The sequence below is a fragment of the Methylomonas sp. 2F7 genome (assembly GCF_057126975.1).
Map to the genome: position 1 here is coordinate 2,690,547 of NZ_CP195203.1, position 15,680 is coordinate 2,706,226.

Annotated in this window: 14 protein-coding genes; 6 read left to right on the forward strand and 8 right to left on the reverse strand. The window is 50.6% G+C overall.

The features are described 5' to 3' along the window. The first annotated feature begins 111 nt into the window (after positions 1-111). Genes ACR64Q_RS11950 through ACR64Q_RS11960 form a run of 3 tightly spaced genes read left to right on the forward strand, consistent with a single transcriptional unit; the run spans position 112 to position 2,885 of the window. The gene (locus tag ACR64Q_RS11950; RefSeq protein WP_313734942.1) at positions 112-1,989 is read left to right on the forward strand and encodes a methyl-accepting chemotaxis protein; all 1,878 of its coding nucleotides are present in this window, start codon (positions 112-114) and stop codon (positions 1,987-1,989) included. Positions 1,990-2,014: 25 nt separating this feature from the next. Beyond that, positions 2,015-2,428, forward strand: coding sequence for a bacteriohemerythrin (locus ACR64Q_RS11955; RefSeq protein WP_313734943.1), 414 nt, complete (start codon positions 2,015-2,017; stop codon positions 2,426-2,428). Between the two features lie 37 nt (positions 2,429-2,465). After that, positions 2,466-2,885, forward strand: a complete 420-nt coding sequence (locus tag ACR64Q_RS11960; protein WP_026601065.1) for a bacteriohemerythrin — start codon at positions 2,466-2,468, stop codon at positions 2,883-2,885. Between the two features lie 41 nt (positions 2,886-2,926). On the opposite strand, the gene ACR64Q_RS11965 is transcribed toward ACR64Q_RS11960, so the two are convergent. The 6 genes from ACR64Q_RS11965 to ACR64Q_RS11990 form a co-directional block, all read right to left on the reverse strand. Then, positions 2,927-3,472 (reverse strand): chemotaxis protein CheW, encoded by a 546-nt coding sequence (locus tag ACR64Q_RS11965; RefSeq protein WP_313734944.1) that lies wholly within the window; start codon positions 3,470-3,472, stop codon positions 2,927-2,929. Between the two features lie 17 nt (positions 3,473-3,489). Continuing rightward, complete coding sequence (locus ACR64Q_RS11970) at positions 3,490-5,130, reverse strand: methyl-accepting chemotaxis protein (protein WP_313734945.1); 1,641 nt, start codon at positions 5,128-5,130, stop codon at positions 3,490-3,492. A gap of 120 nt (positions 5,131-5,250) precedes the next feature. Further along, the gene (locus ACR64Q_RS11975) at positions 5,251-7,440 is read right to left on the reverse strand and encodes a chemotaxis protein CheA (protein WP_313734947.1); all 2,190 of its coding nucleotides are present in this window, start codon (positions 7,438-7,440) and stop codon (positions 5,251-5,253) included. Further along, on the reverse strand, positions 7,437-7,769 hold the full coding sequence (locus ACR64Q_RS11980; RefSeq protein ID WP_313734948.1) for an STAS domain-containing protein: 333 nt from the start codon (positions 7,767-7,769) through the stop codon (positions 7,437-7,439). The genes ACR64Q_RS11975 and ACR64Q_RS11980 overlap by 4 nt, the downstream gene beginning before the upstream one ends. Before the next feature lie 31 nt (positions 7,770-7,800). After that, complete coding sequence (locus tag ACR64Q_RS11985; RefSeq protein ID WP_026601070.1) at positions 7,801-8,169, reverse strand: response regulator; 369 nt, start codon at positions 8,167-8,169, stop codon at positions 7,801-7,803. A gap of 20 nt (positions 8,170-8,189) precedes the next feature. Continuing rightward, the gene (locus ACR64Q_RS11990) at positions 8,190-9,398 is read right to left on the reverse strand and encodes a methyl-accepting chemotaxis protein (protein ID WP_026601071.1); all 1,209 of its coding nucleotides are present in this window, start codon (positions 9,396-9,398) and stop codon (positions 8,190-8,192) included. A 182-nt stretch (positions 9,399-9,580) separates the two neighbouring features. Between ACR64Q_RS11990 and ACR64Q_RS11995 the strand changes: the two genes are divergently transcribed. Genes ACR64Q_RS11995 through ACR64Q_RS12005 form a run of 3 tightly spaced genes read left to right on the forward strand, consistent with a single transcriptional unit; the run spans position 9,581 to position 12,098 of the window. Continuing rightward, a complete protein-coding gene (locus ACR64Q_RS11995) occupies positions 9,581-10,372 on the forward strand; it encodes a CheR family methyltransferase (RefSeq protein ID WP_313735078.1) in 792 nt (263 codons plus the stop codon). Then, a complete protein-coding gene (locus tag ACR64Q_RS12000; protein ID WP_313734949.1) occupies positions 10,369-10,965 on the forward strand; it encodes a chemotaxis protein CheD in 597 nt (198 codons plus the stop codon). The genes ACR64Q_RS11995 and ACR64Q_RS12000 overlap by 4 nt, the downstream gene beginning before the upstream one ends. Before the next feature lie 38 nt (positions 10,966-11,003). Further along, on the forward strand, positions 11,004-12,098 hold the full coding sequence (locus ACR64Q_RS12005) for a protein-glutamate methylesterase/protein-glutamine glutaminase (protein ID WP_020481519.1): 1,095 nt from the start codon (positions 11,004-11,006) through the stop codon (positions 12,096-12,098). A 13-nt stretch (positions 12,099-12,111) separates the two neighbouring features. On the opposite strand, the gene fucP is transcribed toward ACR64Q_RS12005, so the two are convergent. Continuing rightward, positions 12,112-13,368: an L-fucose:H+ symporter permease gene (fucP, locus tag ACR64Q_RS12010; protein ID WP_313734950.1), complete on the reverse strand. Its 1,257-nt coding sequence runs from the start codon at positions 13,366-13,368 to the stop codon at positions 12,112-12,114. Between the two features lie 21 nt (positions 13,369-13,389). Further along, entirely contained in the window at positions 13,390-15,582 is a 2,193-nt protein-coding gene (locus ACR64Q_RS12015) for a glycoside hydrolase family 3 N-terminal domain-containing protein (protein WP_313734952.1), read from the reverse strand. Positions 15,583-15,680: the final 98 nt, after the last annotated feature.

Genomic DNA, 15,680 nt, shown 5'->3' on the forward strand with positions numbered 1-15,680 from the left:
TTCGGCGAGTTTTTTTTGAACGCAATCGGCCCGTTTCCCTCGACCTTGCACGTAGCAGGTATAAGCACCCTGGACTATGCTTGAGCATATAAATAGTCGCCGGGAGTGGACATGCTTGACCTGAAAACCGTTAAATTCAGCCACAAAATAGCGGCCCTATCGCTGATACCGTTGGCGGGCTTACTGCTAATGTCCTCCTTCGTGGTCTACACCCATATTGTGGAGATGCAGTCAGCGGGAAAGATTATCTCTTTGGCCGACTTTTCCGTGTACGCCAGCGATCTGGTACATGAATTACAAAAAGAACGCGGTTTGTCGGTGGGGCATTTGGGTAGCGGCGGCCAGAAATTCAAAGCAGAACTCGAGCAACAACGCTTAGCCACCGACGAAAAGCTGAAACAACTGAATGCGTTTCTCAAAACATTCGACACCAAAGCCGCCGCAACCAATCTGAAGGCGGGTTTGGCGGCGGCAGACAGGCAAATCGACCAACTCGACGAGATTCGCCAGTCAGTCACTGCTTTACGCGCCAGCGGCGAAGCCACCATCAATTACTATTCCAATCTAAATGCCGCTTACCTGGCCATCATCGCCCAATTACCGCAGTTGAGCACCAATGTGCACATCAATCACAAACTGGATGCCTACGCCAATTTCCTGAAAGGCAAGGAACAAGCAGGCGTGGAGCGGGCAGTATTGGCCAACACTTTTGCCAAGGATGCTTTTGGGCCTGGCATGTATGAAAAACTGGTGACGCTGATCGCTTTTCAGAATACTTATCTGGATATTTTTGCCTCGGTAGCCCCCCAACCGTACCTGGATTTTTTACAACAAACGCTGCGCGGACAGTTCATTGACGAAACTGCGGCCATGCGCAGCAAGGCGCTCAGCCATGCCGACAAGGGCGGTTTTGGGGTGGACCCGGCCCACTGGTTTGCGATGCAAACCGGCAAGATCAATCTATTGAAAGAAGTGGAAAACTATATCGCCAAGGACACCATAGACTCGTCTAAGGCGATTGAAAGCAGCGCCATTCGCCGTTTGTTGTTCAACGGCGTGTTTATTGTTGTGGTAGCAGGTTTGTCTTTTTCGCTATTTTGGATACTGCGCAAGGACATAGCCGCTCAGTTGGGCGGGGAACCGTGGCAGGTCAATAATCTGGCGGTCAATATCGCTGCCGGCAAACTGGAGCGACGGGGCATGCCACAAGCGGCGCAACATGTCGGCATTTTTGCCGCAATGCTGACCATGCAAAAACGTCTGGCCGATGTAATCGGCACCATCGGCAGCTGTTCGGCGCAAATCGCTCAAGCCTCTACTGAAGTCAATAATGCCGCGCAGACACTCAGTCAAAGCAGCTGCGAACAAGCAGCCAGCATTGAACAAACCAGCGCCGCACTGGAACAATTGACCGGGTCGGTAGAACACAACCACGAGAATGCCCAGACTACGGAAAAAATTGCACTTACCGCCGCCGAATCAGCGCAAAGCGGTGAACACGCGATCAGAGACACCGTGGAGGCGATGAACAAAATCGCCGAAAAAATCGGTCTAATCGAAGCGATTGCCTACCAAACCAACTTGCTGTCATTAAACGCTTCGATTGTCGCCGCCAAAGCGGGCGAACACGGTGCCGGCTTCTCGGTGGTGGCGACTGAGGTGCGAAAGTTGGCAACCCGCAGCCAGGATACCGCCAACGAAATCGGCGAACTAGCCAATGCAGGCCTGGACATCGCCCTAAACGCCGGCCGTATCTTCAGCCAAATGCTGCCCAGCATTCAAAAAACCGCTACGCTTGTACAGGAAATAGCTACCGCATCCGACGAACAGGCTGCCGGCGTCCGGCAAATCAGTCAAGCGGTAGGACAGTTGGACACGGCGATTCAGCATAACGCGGCAGCTTCAGAGCAATTGGCCGCCACCGCTGAAGAGTTAAACGATCAAAGCCAAACGCTAATGCGAGAAGTCGGCTTTTTTAAGATGCAATAACACGAAAAGATACTACGGGAACCACATGAACCAATTCGTTTGGGAAAATCATTATCTGCTCGGAAACGAAAAGGTTGATCAACAACACAAAGAATTATTCCGTCTGGCAAACCGACTGCTAGCTTCGAAGGATATTCACGCGCTAACCGAGAACATCATGTTGCTGTACCACCATGTCAGGGAACATTTTCAAGCTGAAGAAGTCTTCATGAAGCAAAACGGTTATCCGGAATATCAACATCATGTGCAAACGCATAATCTGATGCTGGAAAAATTGGTGGAGTTTAGTAATGACATCAACCAGCAACAACAACTGGAGGCACTTGATGTGCCAGGCTTCATGCACGACTGGATTGCTCATATAGTGGCGGAAGACGCAGCGATTAATGCCTACTTCGCCAGCCAACAGGAGCAGAAATCCGGCAACTCACTATATTGAACCAAAGAGTTCATTTAAATAACGAAGGGAGCCAATTATGAGCGAGTTTATCTGGCTAGATGACTACAAGATCGGCCACGCAACCGTGGACGCCCAACACCAGCACCTGTTCGAACTGGCCAACAAAATTGTTGAAGCCGGTAGCAGCGAGGCATTGACGCATTTGTTCATGCTGTTTTATCAGCATGTTCGTGAGCATTTCGAAGCGGAAGAACAGCTAATGAAACAATGCCGATACCCGGGTTATGTTCAACATATATCCGCTCATAATCAGATGCTGGAAAAGCTGAACGAAATTTCCGAAACAATTTTCGATAGACATTGGCAACCTGCTGCTATCAAAGCATTCGTCACCCGGTGGGTGTTGGTACACATACGAGAAGAGGATAGGCTAATGGGAGAATATATGCATACTCTCCCCGAGTATCGTTCGGACACGTGCCTTACAACCGAATGATGATACTAATACCTTTTGTTCGGTTAATCGACTTACTTTACTTAGTCAGCCACAGTGGCCAGCCGCTCCTGGGAGTGAGCCAAATCTCCAAGTAGCGACAATTCGTCAAGCGATAGAACGCGATTCATCGCCAACAGAATAACAAACACGTCGTCGACACGTGCCATAGCCTGAATAAAGTCGGTACGAATATCAGTACCAAAATCAGGAGCCGGCTGAATGTTGGCGGGCGGGATCTCTAAAATCTCCCTGACTTCGTCCACCAACATGCCTATCAATTGCGAACAGTCATTCGTTTCAACCGCCACCAAGACGATGCAACTGCGCTTACTGACTTCAGTGCAACGCCGGCTTAAACGTGCCGATAAATCGATAACCGGTACCACACTGCCGCGCAAATTGATCACTCCGTGAATATAGTCCGGCGTCAACGGTACCCGCGTCACGTTGGCAATCTCAATAATTTCCTTCACATCCAGAATACTGACTGCAAAACTTTCTGTCCCCACTAAAAAAGTCAGGTATTGGCCTACCTGCTCCTGAACCGCCACTGCCTGGCCGGTTTCTCTCCGAATCAGATTACTCATGGTCTGTTCTCCAGAGATTAAAAGCGCTCAAAGTCTTTGTCGTTAAAATTAATCGACCCATCCGCTAAAGCCGGAGCTGCAGGCTTAGCAGCATAGCTGGGACTTACCGGACCTCTATTTGGGCGAGGTGCAGGCGGAGTCGATCTGTAATTTTGCGCTCTGTTGTCCTCCTCCAATTTAAAGAAGGCCACGGCGTGCTGCAGTTGGGTCGCTTGGCCATTTAATTCTTCTGAGGTCGCTGCTAATTCTTCTGAACTGGCGGCGTTTTGCTGGGTAGCCTTATCCAATTGGCGCATGGCTTCGTTGATCTGGTTGATGCCACTGGATTGTTCGATCGACGCGGCATTAATTTCTTGGACCAAATCGGCGGTTTTAGCGATATTAGGCACCACTGCGCTGATCAAACCACCGGCTTTCTCAGCTATCGCCACGCTATTAGTGGCCAATTCATTGATCTCTTCGGCGGTGACCCGACTACTTTCCGCCAACTTACGCACTTCTGCCGCTACCACCGCAAAACCTTTTCCGTGCTCACCGGCGGACGCGGCCTCGATGGCGGCGTTTAAAGATAGCAGGTTTGTTTTGTAAGCAATGTCTTCGATTAAACCAATTTTTTTGGCGATGTGTTTCATGGCCGTTACCGTTTCGTTTACGGCATTACCGCCATCCCGGGCTTCGCTGGCAGATTTGGTCGCCATTTGTTCGGTGATGTGGGCATTTTCGGTATTTTGTTGTACCGACGAATTAAGTTGTTCAATGGACGAGGTGGTCTCTTCAACGCTTGCCGCTTGCTCGGTCGCCATTTGACTCATCGATTGCGCTGTGGCACTAACTTGCTGCGATGCACTTAACAAGGCCTCTGAATTGGAACGCACTTCCTGCACCACTCTGACCAAATGTCCGCGCATGTCTTTCAAGGCGTTGGCAACCACGCCGATTTCGTCTTCACGATTGATATTAATGGCGGTACTAAATTCTCCTTGCGCAAGGGCGTCCACCACCCGTTGCAGTTCATTCAAGGGCAGAATAATGCCGCGAGTAATTACCCAGCCCAGAATCCCCGTGAATATCAAGATCGATGCACTGATCACATTCACTATAAAGGTTGCGCTTTCCTTTTCAGCCGCCGCTTCGTCAGCAGACTTTTTGCCCTCTTCAATGACATATTCTTGGAAACTATCGATTTTGCTGTTGAACTCCTCAGCGATTGGCGCACCCGCTGTCAGCACCGCTCGACTATCGGCATCATTATTTTTTCGAGAGACCTCGATAATTTTATCGATAGACAACCCATACTCCTTATAGGTTTTTGTCATTTCCTCGAACAACTTGCGGTCTTTGCCCTCGTCGACCGTTTTATCCACCAGTGCAAACGCCTTCTCAATACCGTCCTGCGCTTCTTTAATGGTCGCTTCGACTTTTGCCTTTTCAGCCATATCCTCGGTCAATACATGCCGATAGACCCTAACCCGTAAACGTCCGAGGCGCTGGCCGGCATCACCGAGGGCCGAGAGCGCCGGTACGGTCTTCAAATTAGCAAAATTTGTTTTTTCGTAGACACTGGTCATACTGCGTTGGCCTATCCAGGCGACAGCCGCCAAACCAATAATGGCCACCACGACCAGTAAAATCATTTTTCTTACCACGGTCATTTTCATTTTTTTATTCCTTATAAATTAAAGCCGGAACAGAGTGCCTTCAAGTAACGGGGAATTCTCCCGATAAAAGTGCAGCCTTTCACTGGCAAAAATAGAATCTACGGTCTTAACGGAGACAGTTCACTGTTCATACATCGGCACTTTTCGGTGCTTAAAACTGGTTGCCGAGTCAATCAGACCCTGCACATCTAAAATTAAAGCTACATTACCGTCGCCCAACACAGTAGCGCCGGTAATACCTTTAAGTTTTTCGAAAACCCTGCCCAAAGGCTTGATGACAGTTTGATGCTCGCCATGCAATTCATCGACAACAAACCCGGCTTTGCTTTGCCCGAATTTGACCACCACCACGCTCTCGCGCTTCCTAGTGGTATCTTGGGAACCGTTCCGAAAGTAATCCGCTAAACGCAAATACGGTAAAACCTGGCCGCGTAAATTAATGTAATGCTGTAATTCATCAATCTCGCATTCGTTGGCATTCATCTCGATGCATTCGTCCACCATACTTAGAGGGATGATGTAGCGGTCCTGACCGGTACCGACCATAAAACCATCGATAATTGCCAGGGTCAGCGGTAAGCGTATGGAAATGGTGGTGCCCTCGCCTTCTACGCTGTCTATCTCGACGGAGCCGCGTAAGGCTTCGATATTTTTTTTCACCACATCCATGCCGACACCGCGCCCGGATAAATTGGTGGCTTGATCCTTGGTGCTAAGTCCGGCGGCGAATATCAGATTGTGAATGTCTTGTTGGGACAAATCGTGATCGGGTTTAATCAAACCGTTGGCTAGTGCTTTGGCGAGTATTCTGTCGCTATTTAAGCCAGCGCCGTCATCGGCGATTTGAATCACGATATGCCCGGATTCGTGGTAGGCATTGAGTTGCACGGTACCTTGTGCCGGCTTACCAACGGCGAGCCGCTGCTCGGGACTTTCAATGCCGTGATCGAGGGCGTTGCGGATCAAATGCGTTAATGGATCGTTGATTTTTTCGACGACCGTTTTATCCAACTCGGTTTCGCCGCCACTGATAAAAAGTTCGATGTCTTTATTCAATTCTTTACTAACGTCGCGCACCACCCGTTTAAACCGGGAAAAGGTTTCGCCGATTTGCACCATGCGCAATTCCAATGCGGTATCGCGAATACTGCCGACTAAGGCATTCATGCTGGCGGCCACATCGCCGGCATCGCTGAGGCCATGCCGCTCAACGATCAAATTCATCGCCGCACTGGAAATCACCAGCTCACCGACCAAATTGATCAAATGGCCTAGTTTGGTGGCATCGACCCTAATGTAATTGGCTTCGCTTGCCAGTTTTTGTTTGGTCTGCTCCTGTTTTTTCAGCGCTTGATCGACCAATGGCTGCTGTACGACGTGTTGCTCGACCAGTATTTCGCCCAACGGTTTGCTCGGGGCTACCTGTTCCGCATCAACACTCGCCTGCTGGCGTTGCAAGGCATGATTGACATCGTTTTGAGTCAGGGCGCCGACCTGCACCAGCATATCGCCCAAGCGCTTAACATGATTGTCATCCTGAGCATTCAACAGATTTAGATATTCCTCTAGTTTGGAATTAGGCGGCAAAATTTTGATATCGCAATCGTCCGCGGCAAAATCAAACACCGCCTCTATCGTCTGTTTATTCGCATCGCTCTGAAAAGCAATTTTGAAATGCAAATAGCAGCTTTCCGGATCCATGTCGTCACCGACCGGCATCTCCGAGGCTACGGTAAGAATTTGTTTAATCTCTCCCAAGGTGCGCAGATAGCGAATAAACGACAAGGGATCCATGCCGTTTCTGAAAGCATCTTTCTGAAACTCTAAAGAAATGAGCCAGTTGTCGTCCACCGATATTTCGCCGCCGCCTTCAATTTCCAGCTGGACAATATCGTCGCTCTGCTGCATGTCGGTCGTTTGCCGTCCGGTCAACTGCCGAATCAAACGTTCTCCGTCCGCCGCCAAACTCGCCGGTAATGCAGCGTCTTTCTGCGTCAAACAATGTTCGATCAATTTAGCCGTGTGATCCTTACTGTCCAGTAAGACAGAAATCAATTCCGCGTCGATATTGCGTTCACCGTTACGCACTTTATCCAGAACGGACTCGGCTTCGTGGGTAAAGCCCACAATGACATTGAAGCCAAACAATCCGGAAGAGCCTTTGATGGTGTGCATGGCCCTGAACAAACTATTGATGGTTTCGCTATCGTCCGGTTTGCTCTCCAGAGACAACAAAGCGTCTTCCATATCCGTCAACAACTCTTCAGCCTCTTGGGCGAAAACCGTTAAGGCAGCATCAAATTCGCTCATGATGATTTCCAATCTGCGGAGATTACGATAGGGTCCCCGAAATGCTTACTCAGGTTAAGCAGTTCCAACACTTCAACGACCGCCTCGCTATGTTGACTGAGGCTAAAGCTGATATCGCGGCTGACGGCTTCCTGCTTCAGAAACATCAGCAGTTGCAAACCGGCACTATCTATTTCAGTGACATCGGCAAGATCGATTTGCATGTCCTTAGCCGAACTCAGATACTGGGATAGTGCTTGTTTGTGTTCCAGCACCGAATAAATAGTTAATTCACCCTGTATAGCTAGATGGGTGACGCCGTTTTTTTGTTGTTTTAGTTGGATAGCCAAGGTTTTCTCCCCTTGTGCGGCGGAGTTGTTTTTAAGGCAACACCAATTTGGACACCGCGTCGAGTAAAGTGGGGGCCTGAAACGGTTTGGTCAGCCAGGCTTTCGCCCCTGCCGCCTTGCCAGCCTGCTTTTTATCGTCGGCGGCTTCAGTAGTCAGCATCATCATCGGAGTGAATTTGTAAGCCGCTAATTTTTTGGCTTCCGTAACAAAGGTTATGCCGTCCATATTCGGCATATTCACATCGGTGATGATCAGATTGATTTTTTGCCCGGTTAATTTACTCAGCGCATCCCGGCCATCGCAGGCCTCGATCACATCGTAACCCGCGCCTTTAAGGGCAATACCGACAACCTGCCGGATGGATGCCGAATCATCAACAATCATGATGGTTTTAGCCATTACTCAATCCTTCATTAAATTTAGAAAAATGTAATCTCGTCGTTGGCGGAAGTACTTTGGTGACTCACTGCCGTCCCGGAAGAGTGATTCAATAATTCTTCCGGCATCGTGTAACTGAGCTCCATTCGAGCCAAAGTTGCCCCGACATCCAGACTATTCGCTTGGCGTTCGCCGCTATTACGCGTAGCGTCCACCGCGCTTTGCAGGCTGTTTAGATTGTGTTCGACATGCGACAGCATTTGGCTGACCCGATCCTGAAACTGGAACGCCGTCAACACCGAGAAAATTTCATCACGAATTTGCGCGCTGTTGCCACGTAATTGGTCCGCATCGTTTCTGAACATATCCAAGGCCACCCTTAAATCATCCAGTGCGGTGCGGATGGCGTGTTCGGCATCGCGGATCGATTTGTCGTCCGAAGACCCGGATGCCTCGGACATTTTCAAGGTGGAGGCCATGGCTTTGTTGATATCGGCAATAGCGTGGCTGATCTTTTCCCCGGTAGACGACGAAAAACCGGCCAGTTTACGGACTTCATCGGCGACAACCGCAAAGCCGCGGCCATTTTCGCCTGCCCGTGCCGCTTCGATAGCGGCATTAAGCGCTAATAAATTGATTTGTTCGGCGACCTTGCGCACTTCCTGCGCCATGGTGTCCAGTTGACCGGTATGCGCGGACAGTTTACGAACCTCGTCGACTACCGCGTGCTCAACGTCTTGAATTTGACTTAAAACTTTTAGAACCGCAGTCAAGGCATCCCTGGTTTCGCTGAATAACACGTCGACACTGCGGCCTTGACGGCTCTGCGCCCCACCGGAAATCAGTCTCTCCAATTGATTGACCATGGCGGCAAAGCGGCTGGTCAGCACGGTGATTTCCTGTTCGGTATGCGTTCTGGATGTTTGTACTTGTCTGAGCAGAATGGGCACTACTTGCAGAAACAAACGCTCCAACTCGATCGCGTATGCTTCAAGATCTTGCAGCTTTAAGTCTTCGTCGCCACGCCAAGCCTTATTAGCTTCATTCAGCACGGCTTGCTGCTTGTTGTACAAAGTAGACCCGACCAGAACGCCGGCAAAGCCAAGCGCAGCGGTGGCTCCCATGCTGATCAAACTGAAACCGGTTTGCACGCACGCTAACAATCCGCCTATCACTCCCAGCCCGACCGTCAACAGATAAAAACCAAGTGGACCGGGGCTTTTGGCTATAGGATAAGGTTTTCGAAGCATGGGAATTCCGTTTGGGTTTTGGGTATGTTAAGGATAGTAGAGAGTTTTAGACTTGCATTCAACCCAGTACCATCTTAGGTTTTTCGTTAATGTTAAGTTCTCAGCAATTCATGTAATTAATTACTGACATAATTGCTTCGTAAATCCTTACTAACGGAGAAGATTTTATTAGCATAGCCCCTATCACGACCGAAGAATTCGAACGCTTCAGACGTCTGATTTACGACCATGCCGGCATCGCTTTGACACCGGAAAAGAAAGTCATGGTAGCCAGCCGGCTAGCCAAGAGGCTCGACTATTACCAGCTGCATAGTTACGGCGAATACTATCAGCTGGCTATCAGCCCCGATTATCCTGATGAATTTCAAACGCTGGTCAACATTCTGACCACCAATGAAACCTATTTTTTTCGAGAACCCAAACATTTCGAATACTTTCAGCAGCAGATTCTTAAACCTTGGCGCGGCGAGCAATTTCGGGTTTGGAGTGCGGCCAGCTCGACAGGAGAAGAAGCCTATACTTTAGCGATGGTACTGGCGGAGAACCTAGGCATACGCAATTGGGAGATTTTCGGCTCCGATTTGAGTACCCGAGTGCTGGAAATTGCCCGTCAAGGCGTATACCCGCTGGACAGACTGGATCATATGGACAAACGTCTGCTAGAAAAATATTGTCTGAAGGGCGTGCGTAGCCAAGAAGGTTTTTTTCGCGTGGATAACAAACTGCGCAGCCGAGTCAAATTTGATCAGGTCAATCTGATGAGTTCACTGCCGCCAGCATTGGGTAGGTTCGAAGTGATTTTTCTGCGTAACGTTCTAATATATTTCGACCAAGACACCAAAAAACAGGTAGTCGAACGGCTGATTACCGCCCTAAAGCCTGGCGGGCATTTCATCATCAGTCATTCGGAAAGTCTGCATCGGGTCACCGAACAGTTACAAATGATCAAACCCTCGATATACAGGAAACCATGAAAGTCCTGCCCTTCAGAGATACCCAACGTATCGTCATCGACCCGGGGGAATTCTATGCCTCCCGCAAACCGGAAGTCATTTCGACGCTGTTGGGCTCTTGCGTGGCAGCCTGCCTGTACGATCCAATCAACCGGGTATTCGGTATGAATCATTTTTTGCTGGCTTATCGTTCTCACTCCAACAACATGCCTATCATCGAATCAGAAGAGGGCCGTTACGGCATTTATGCAATGGAATTACTGATCAACGACATGATGAAGCTCGGCGCCAACCGGCTCAATCTGCAAGCCAAATGTTTCGGCGGTGGCAATGTTTTAAAGCTACGTGAAGACAAAAAACGCAAACAAACCGTGGGCGATGTGAATGTTTTATTCATAAAAGAGTTTTTAAAAAAAGAAAACATTCCTATGCTTAGTGCCTGTCTAGGCGGCAATATCGGCAGAAACGTGCATTTCGTCGGTAGCGACTATTCGGTGTTTATCAAAAAAATCGACCACAACCAAGAAGTGTTACTGGAACAAGAAGAACGTCGCTACTGGAAGAAAAATATCGACGAACATGAAAAATCCAGAAGCAGTGCCGAATTTTGGTAAACAATCCAAGACAATTAACGGGCAAACCAAAGGACACTATGACAGACACAAAAGTATTTATTGTCGACGACTCTGCAGTGGTACGGCAGGTTTTGACCGGCTTGCTCGACAGCCTGCCGGGCATCAAAGTAATTGGAGCCGCGCCGGATCCGATCTTTGCCTTGACCCGCATGGAAAAAGACTGGCCGGATGTCATTATCCTGGACATCGAAATGCCGCGCATGGACGGTATCACGTTCCTGAAGAAGCTGATGCATGAACATCCGACACCGGTGGTGATATGCTCGACGCTCACTGCAAAAGGCGCGGAAGTCACGATGCAGGCCATGAGTGCCGGCGCCGTTGACATCATCACCAAACCCACCGTTAACCTGAAAGGCTTTCTGCAAGACTCGAAAACGCTGCTGGCCGATGCGATTAAAGGTGCGTCGCATGCCAGACTAAAAAAATCGGCGGCCCCAACCGGCAAGCCCCTGGATGGCAGCCCGAAATTAACTGCCGACGCAGTGATTTCCCCAACAAGCTTGATCTCGATGACGGAAACCACCGACCGCGTCGTCGCCATCGGCACTTCAACCGGCGGCACCCAGGCTTTGGAATACGTGTTGACGCGGCTACCCCGCACCACGCCGGGTATCGTCATCGTCCAGCACATGCCCGAGGCGTTTACCGCCGCATTCGCCAAACGGCTGGACAGCCTATGCCAGATCACTGTCAAGGAAGCCGAGCAAAACGACCGGGTGATTCCCGGACTGGCCTTGATCGCGCCAGGAGGCAAACACATGTTGTTGCGCCGTAGCGGTGCGCAATACCGGGTAGAAATCAAGGATGGCCCGCTAGTGAGCCGCCACCGTCCCTCGGTGGACGTGCTATTCCGTTCCGCTGCGCAAGCGGCAGGCAAAAATGTGCTGGGCGTAATTATGACCGGCATGGGTGACGATGGCGCACACGGCATGAAGGAATTGCACGATACAGGGGCGCTGTGCATAGCCCAAGATGAGGCTAGTTGCGTGGTCTACGGCATGCCCAAGGAAGCAGTGAAGCTGGGTGGCACGGATGGTGAGCTTCCGTTATCAGCTATCCCCAACTTGATTATACAGTCGCCGAACCGGGCAAAATTCTTGAAAGGTTAAAGAGCAGGTTTAATTACAACTGGCGGCAACGATAACCGTAAAAGGCGATGTACAAGTAGCAGGTTAAAGGGATAAAAAAAGCGTGCTGAATGCCAATATGATCGGCAAATGCGCCTTGCAGCAGGGGTAAAATAGCCCCCCCAACAATGGCGGCGCAGAGAATGCCGGAGCCTTGGCCGGTGTGCCCGCCCAAGCCGGTTAAAGCCAGCGAAAAGATGGTGGGAAACATGATGGAGTTGCACAAACCCACCGCTAGTATCGTAATCATCGCCAGTGTGCCGCTGCCCAACATCGTCGCCAATACCAAAGCTGCCGCGGCCAAGGCGTTAAACGCCAGCACCTTGCCGGGATGGATTTTCTGCATCACCGCCGAACCGATAAACCGGCCGACCATCGCCCCACCCCAGTAAAACGACACGTATTTGCCGGCATCCTGCTCAGCCAAACCGGCGATATCCGGCTCGCCGAGAAAGTTAACCAGAAAACTGCCAATCGACACTTCACCGCCAACATAAACAAAAATCGCCACGGCGCCCAATACCAAATGCGAATACTGCCAGGCACTGCCGCCCTCTTCGTGCGCGCCACCAGCCTCGGCTTGCTGATTAATCTTCGGCAACTTCAGCATCGCAAACACTGCCGCCATTAAGAACAAGACTGCCGCCAGAAATAAATACGGATTCTGCACCGCCGCCGCTTCCGCCGCTTGATAAGCCGACAATTGCTCAGCGTCCAGCAGTTTTATCTCCTCGGCACTTTTAACCGCATTCGACAAGATAAACAACGCCCCAAAATACGGCGCCAGCGTGGTGCCCAAGGAATTGAAGGCCTGGGTCAAGGTCAAGCGGCTGGACGCGGTATGGGGATCGCCCAGCACGGTCACGTAAGGATTAGCGGAAACCTGTAACAAAGTAATCCCGGAAGCCAGCACAAAAAATGCCCCCAAAAACAAAGGGTACGAATGCAGACCCGCCGCCGGATAAAACAGTAAACAACCGCAACCGGCAATCGCCAAACCGACGATGATACCGCCCTTGTAATCGATTTTTTCCACCAGAAAACCGCTGGGCACCGACATCAAAAAATAAGCGGTGAAGAAACAAAACTGGATCAACATCGCCTGGGTATAGCTCAGCGTAAACACCGCCTTTAACTGCGGAATCAGGATGTCGTTAAGACAAGTGATAAAGCCCCAAATAAAAAACAGCGAGGTCAGAATGCTTAACGAACCCGCGTAAGATGGTTTACCCTGGTTTTGTTGATCCGGCATGAGTTAATCCCGCAAATTGATTTAGGGTTTGGAAACCTGGAAACGTGCGACTTCGTTTCCGACCATCACCTCAAACTCGCCCGGCTCGACGATGCGCCGCATATCCACACCGATAAACGACATATCCTGAGGCGTTAAGCTAAATTGCAAGGTCTGCTCCGCGCCGGGTTTTAACTCGACCTTTTTAAACGCCTTCAGTTGTTTCACCGGCCGCGACACCGACGCCGCGACATCGTGCAAATACACCATAACGGTTTCCTTGCCGGTCAGCGCGCCGGTATTTTTCACCTTAACCGTCAGATCGATATTCTCGCCCATCGCAATGCTATCTTTGCTCAGACGCAGACCGCTGGTCTGGAACGTGGTGTAACTCAAACCGTGGCCGAACGGATACAGCGGTCGATACTGATTGCTCTCGAATGCCTCTATAGGCTTGTGATCGTACATCACGATATCGTTGGTATCGCGCGGATAGGAAATCGGCAATTTGCCGCTGGGATTGGTATCGCCGAACAAAATATCGGCCATCGCCGCCCCGCCTTCCATGCCCGGCAAAAAGCCCAACACCACCGCCTGCGCCTTGTTAGCTATTTCGGTGATGATGCGCGGCCGGCCACCGAACGTGACTAATATCACCGGTTTGCCAATTTCAAATATGGCTCTGGCCAGTTGCAACTGCACCGGATCGAGATGCAAGGATTCGATATTGCCCTCGGTTTCGGTATAGGTTTTTTCGCCCAGCGCCAAAATCACCACATCGTGCTGCCGCGCCTGAGTCACCGCCTGCTCGATATTAATTTCGTCGCTGAAATTTTTGCCGCCCACGTACGTCACTTTACCGCTGGTTTTTTTCTGCAGGGCTTGTAACAAGGTGGGCTTATCTTTGGGATACAAATGTTCGGCAGCGCCCTGCCAGGTGATGGTCCAGCCGCCGTTCATGACGCTCAACAAGTTCGCAGTCGGTCCGGTCACCAGAATACTGGCTTGCTTGCTCAAGGGCAGAATATGCTGATCGTTTTTCGCCAGGATGATCGCTTCCCGCGCCGCTTGGCGATTCGCAGCTACCGCGTCATCAGTGACAAAATTGCCTTTTACAGCCAGCGCCGGCTCGCGTCTGTCAAACAAACCGCTTTGATATTTAACTCGCAATATGCGCGACACCGCTTCGTCGATGCGAGTCATCGGCACTTCGCCGGTTTTGGCTAAATCCAGCAACAAGTCGTAAAACGAATAATCAAACGGCACCATGCTCATATCCACACCGGCCATCACCGCCATCTTCACGGCTTCGCGCGGCGAGGCAGCCAGTTTGTCGCGGGTATACAAACGGCTGATGTCGGCCCAATCAGATACGGTAAAACCTTTAAAACCCATTTCGCCGCGCAAAATAGTATTCAGGTAATGATGATTGATGTGACCGGGAATACCGTCCACTTCCGCAGAATTGATCATCACTGTCGGTGATCCGGCTTTCACGCCCGCTTCAAAACCCGGCAGAAAATATTCGCGCAAGGCGCGTTCGCCTATCCAGGCCGGGGTGCGGTCTTTGCCATTTAAGGGATAGCTATAGCCGACATAATGCTTCAAGCAAGTCGGCGCTTTGTCGGCGTCCGCAAAATTGTCGCCTTGATGACCTTGGATATACGCACTGCCCATCGTCACGGCCAGATGTACGTCCTCGCCATAGGTTTCCCACAAGCGCGGCCACAGCGGTTGCCGGCCGATGTCCATCACCGGCATGAAATTCCAATCTAAACCCGACGCCTTAACCTCGCGCGCGGTCACTTCGCCTTCTTTGAGAGCCAAATCGGGATTAAACGTGGCCGCCATGCTGATGGCTTGCGGAAACAACACCGCGTTTTCGGTATAGGTAGCGCCATGAATTGCGTCGATACCATACAGCACCGGAATTTTCAGCCGGCTTTTTGCCGCCACTTCGCGTATCGCCTGGGTCATCCGCCGCCATTTTTCGATGGGCTGGGTTTGGTTATTCGGCGTGGTGGGCGTATTCAGGATCGAACCGATATGCCGGTTCAAGATGGCATCTTCCAGTTTGGCCTGATCGATGGGATTATCGGCAATCTCGCCGTTGACCACCGAAACCACGCTGAAGTCGATCTGGGTCATCTGCCCGACTTTTTCTTCCAGGCTCATTTGCGCCAATAAGGCCTGGACCTGCGCTTCAACATTATCGTTTGTTTCTTCTGCACTCACGCCGGACTCCAAGGCCACGAATAGGGAAAGAATTAAAAAAGCTAATTTTGTTTTCAAGAGATTTGCTTGGTTTGAATGATGCCTGCTCAACCGATTTT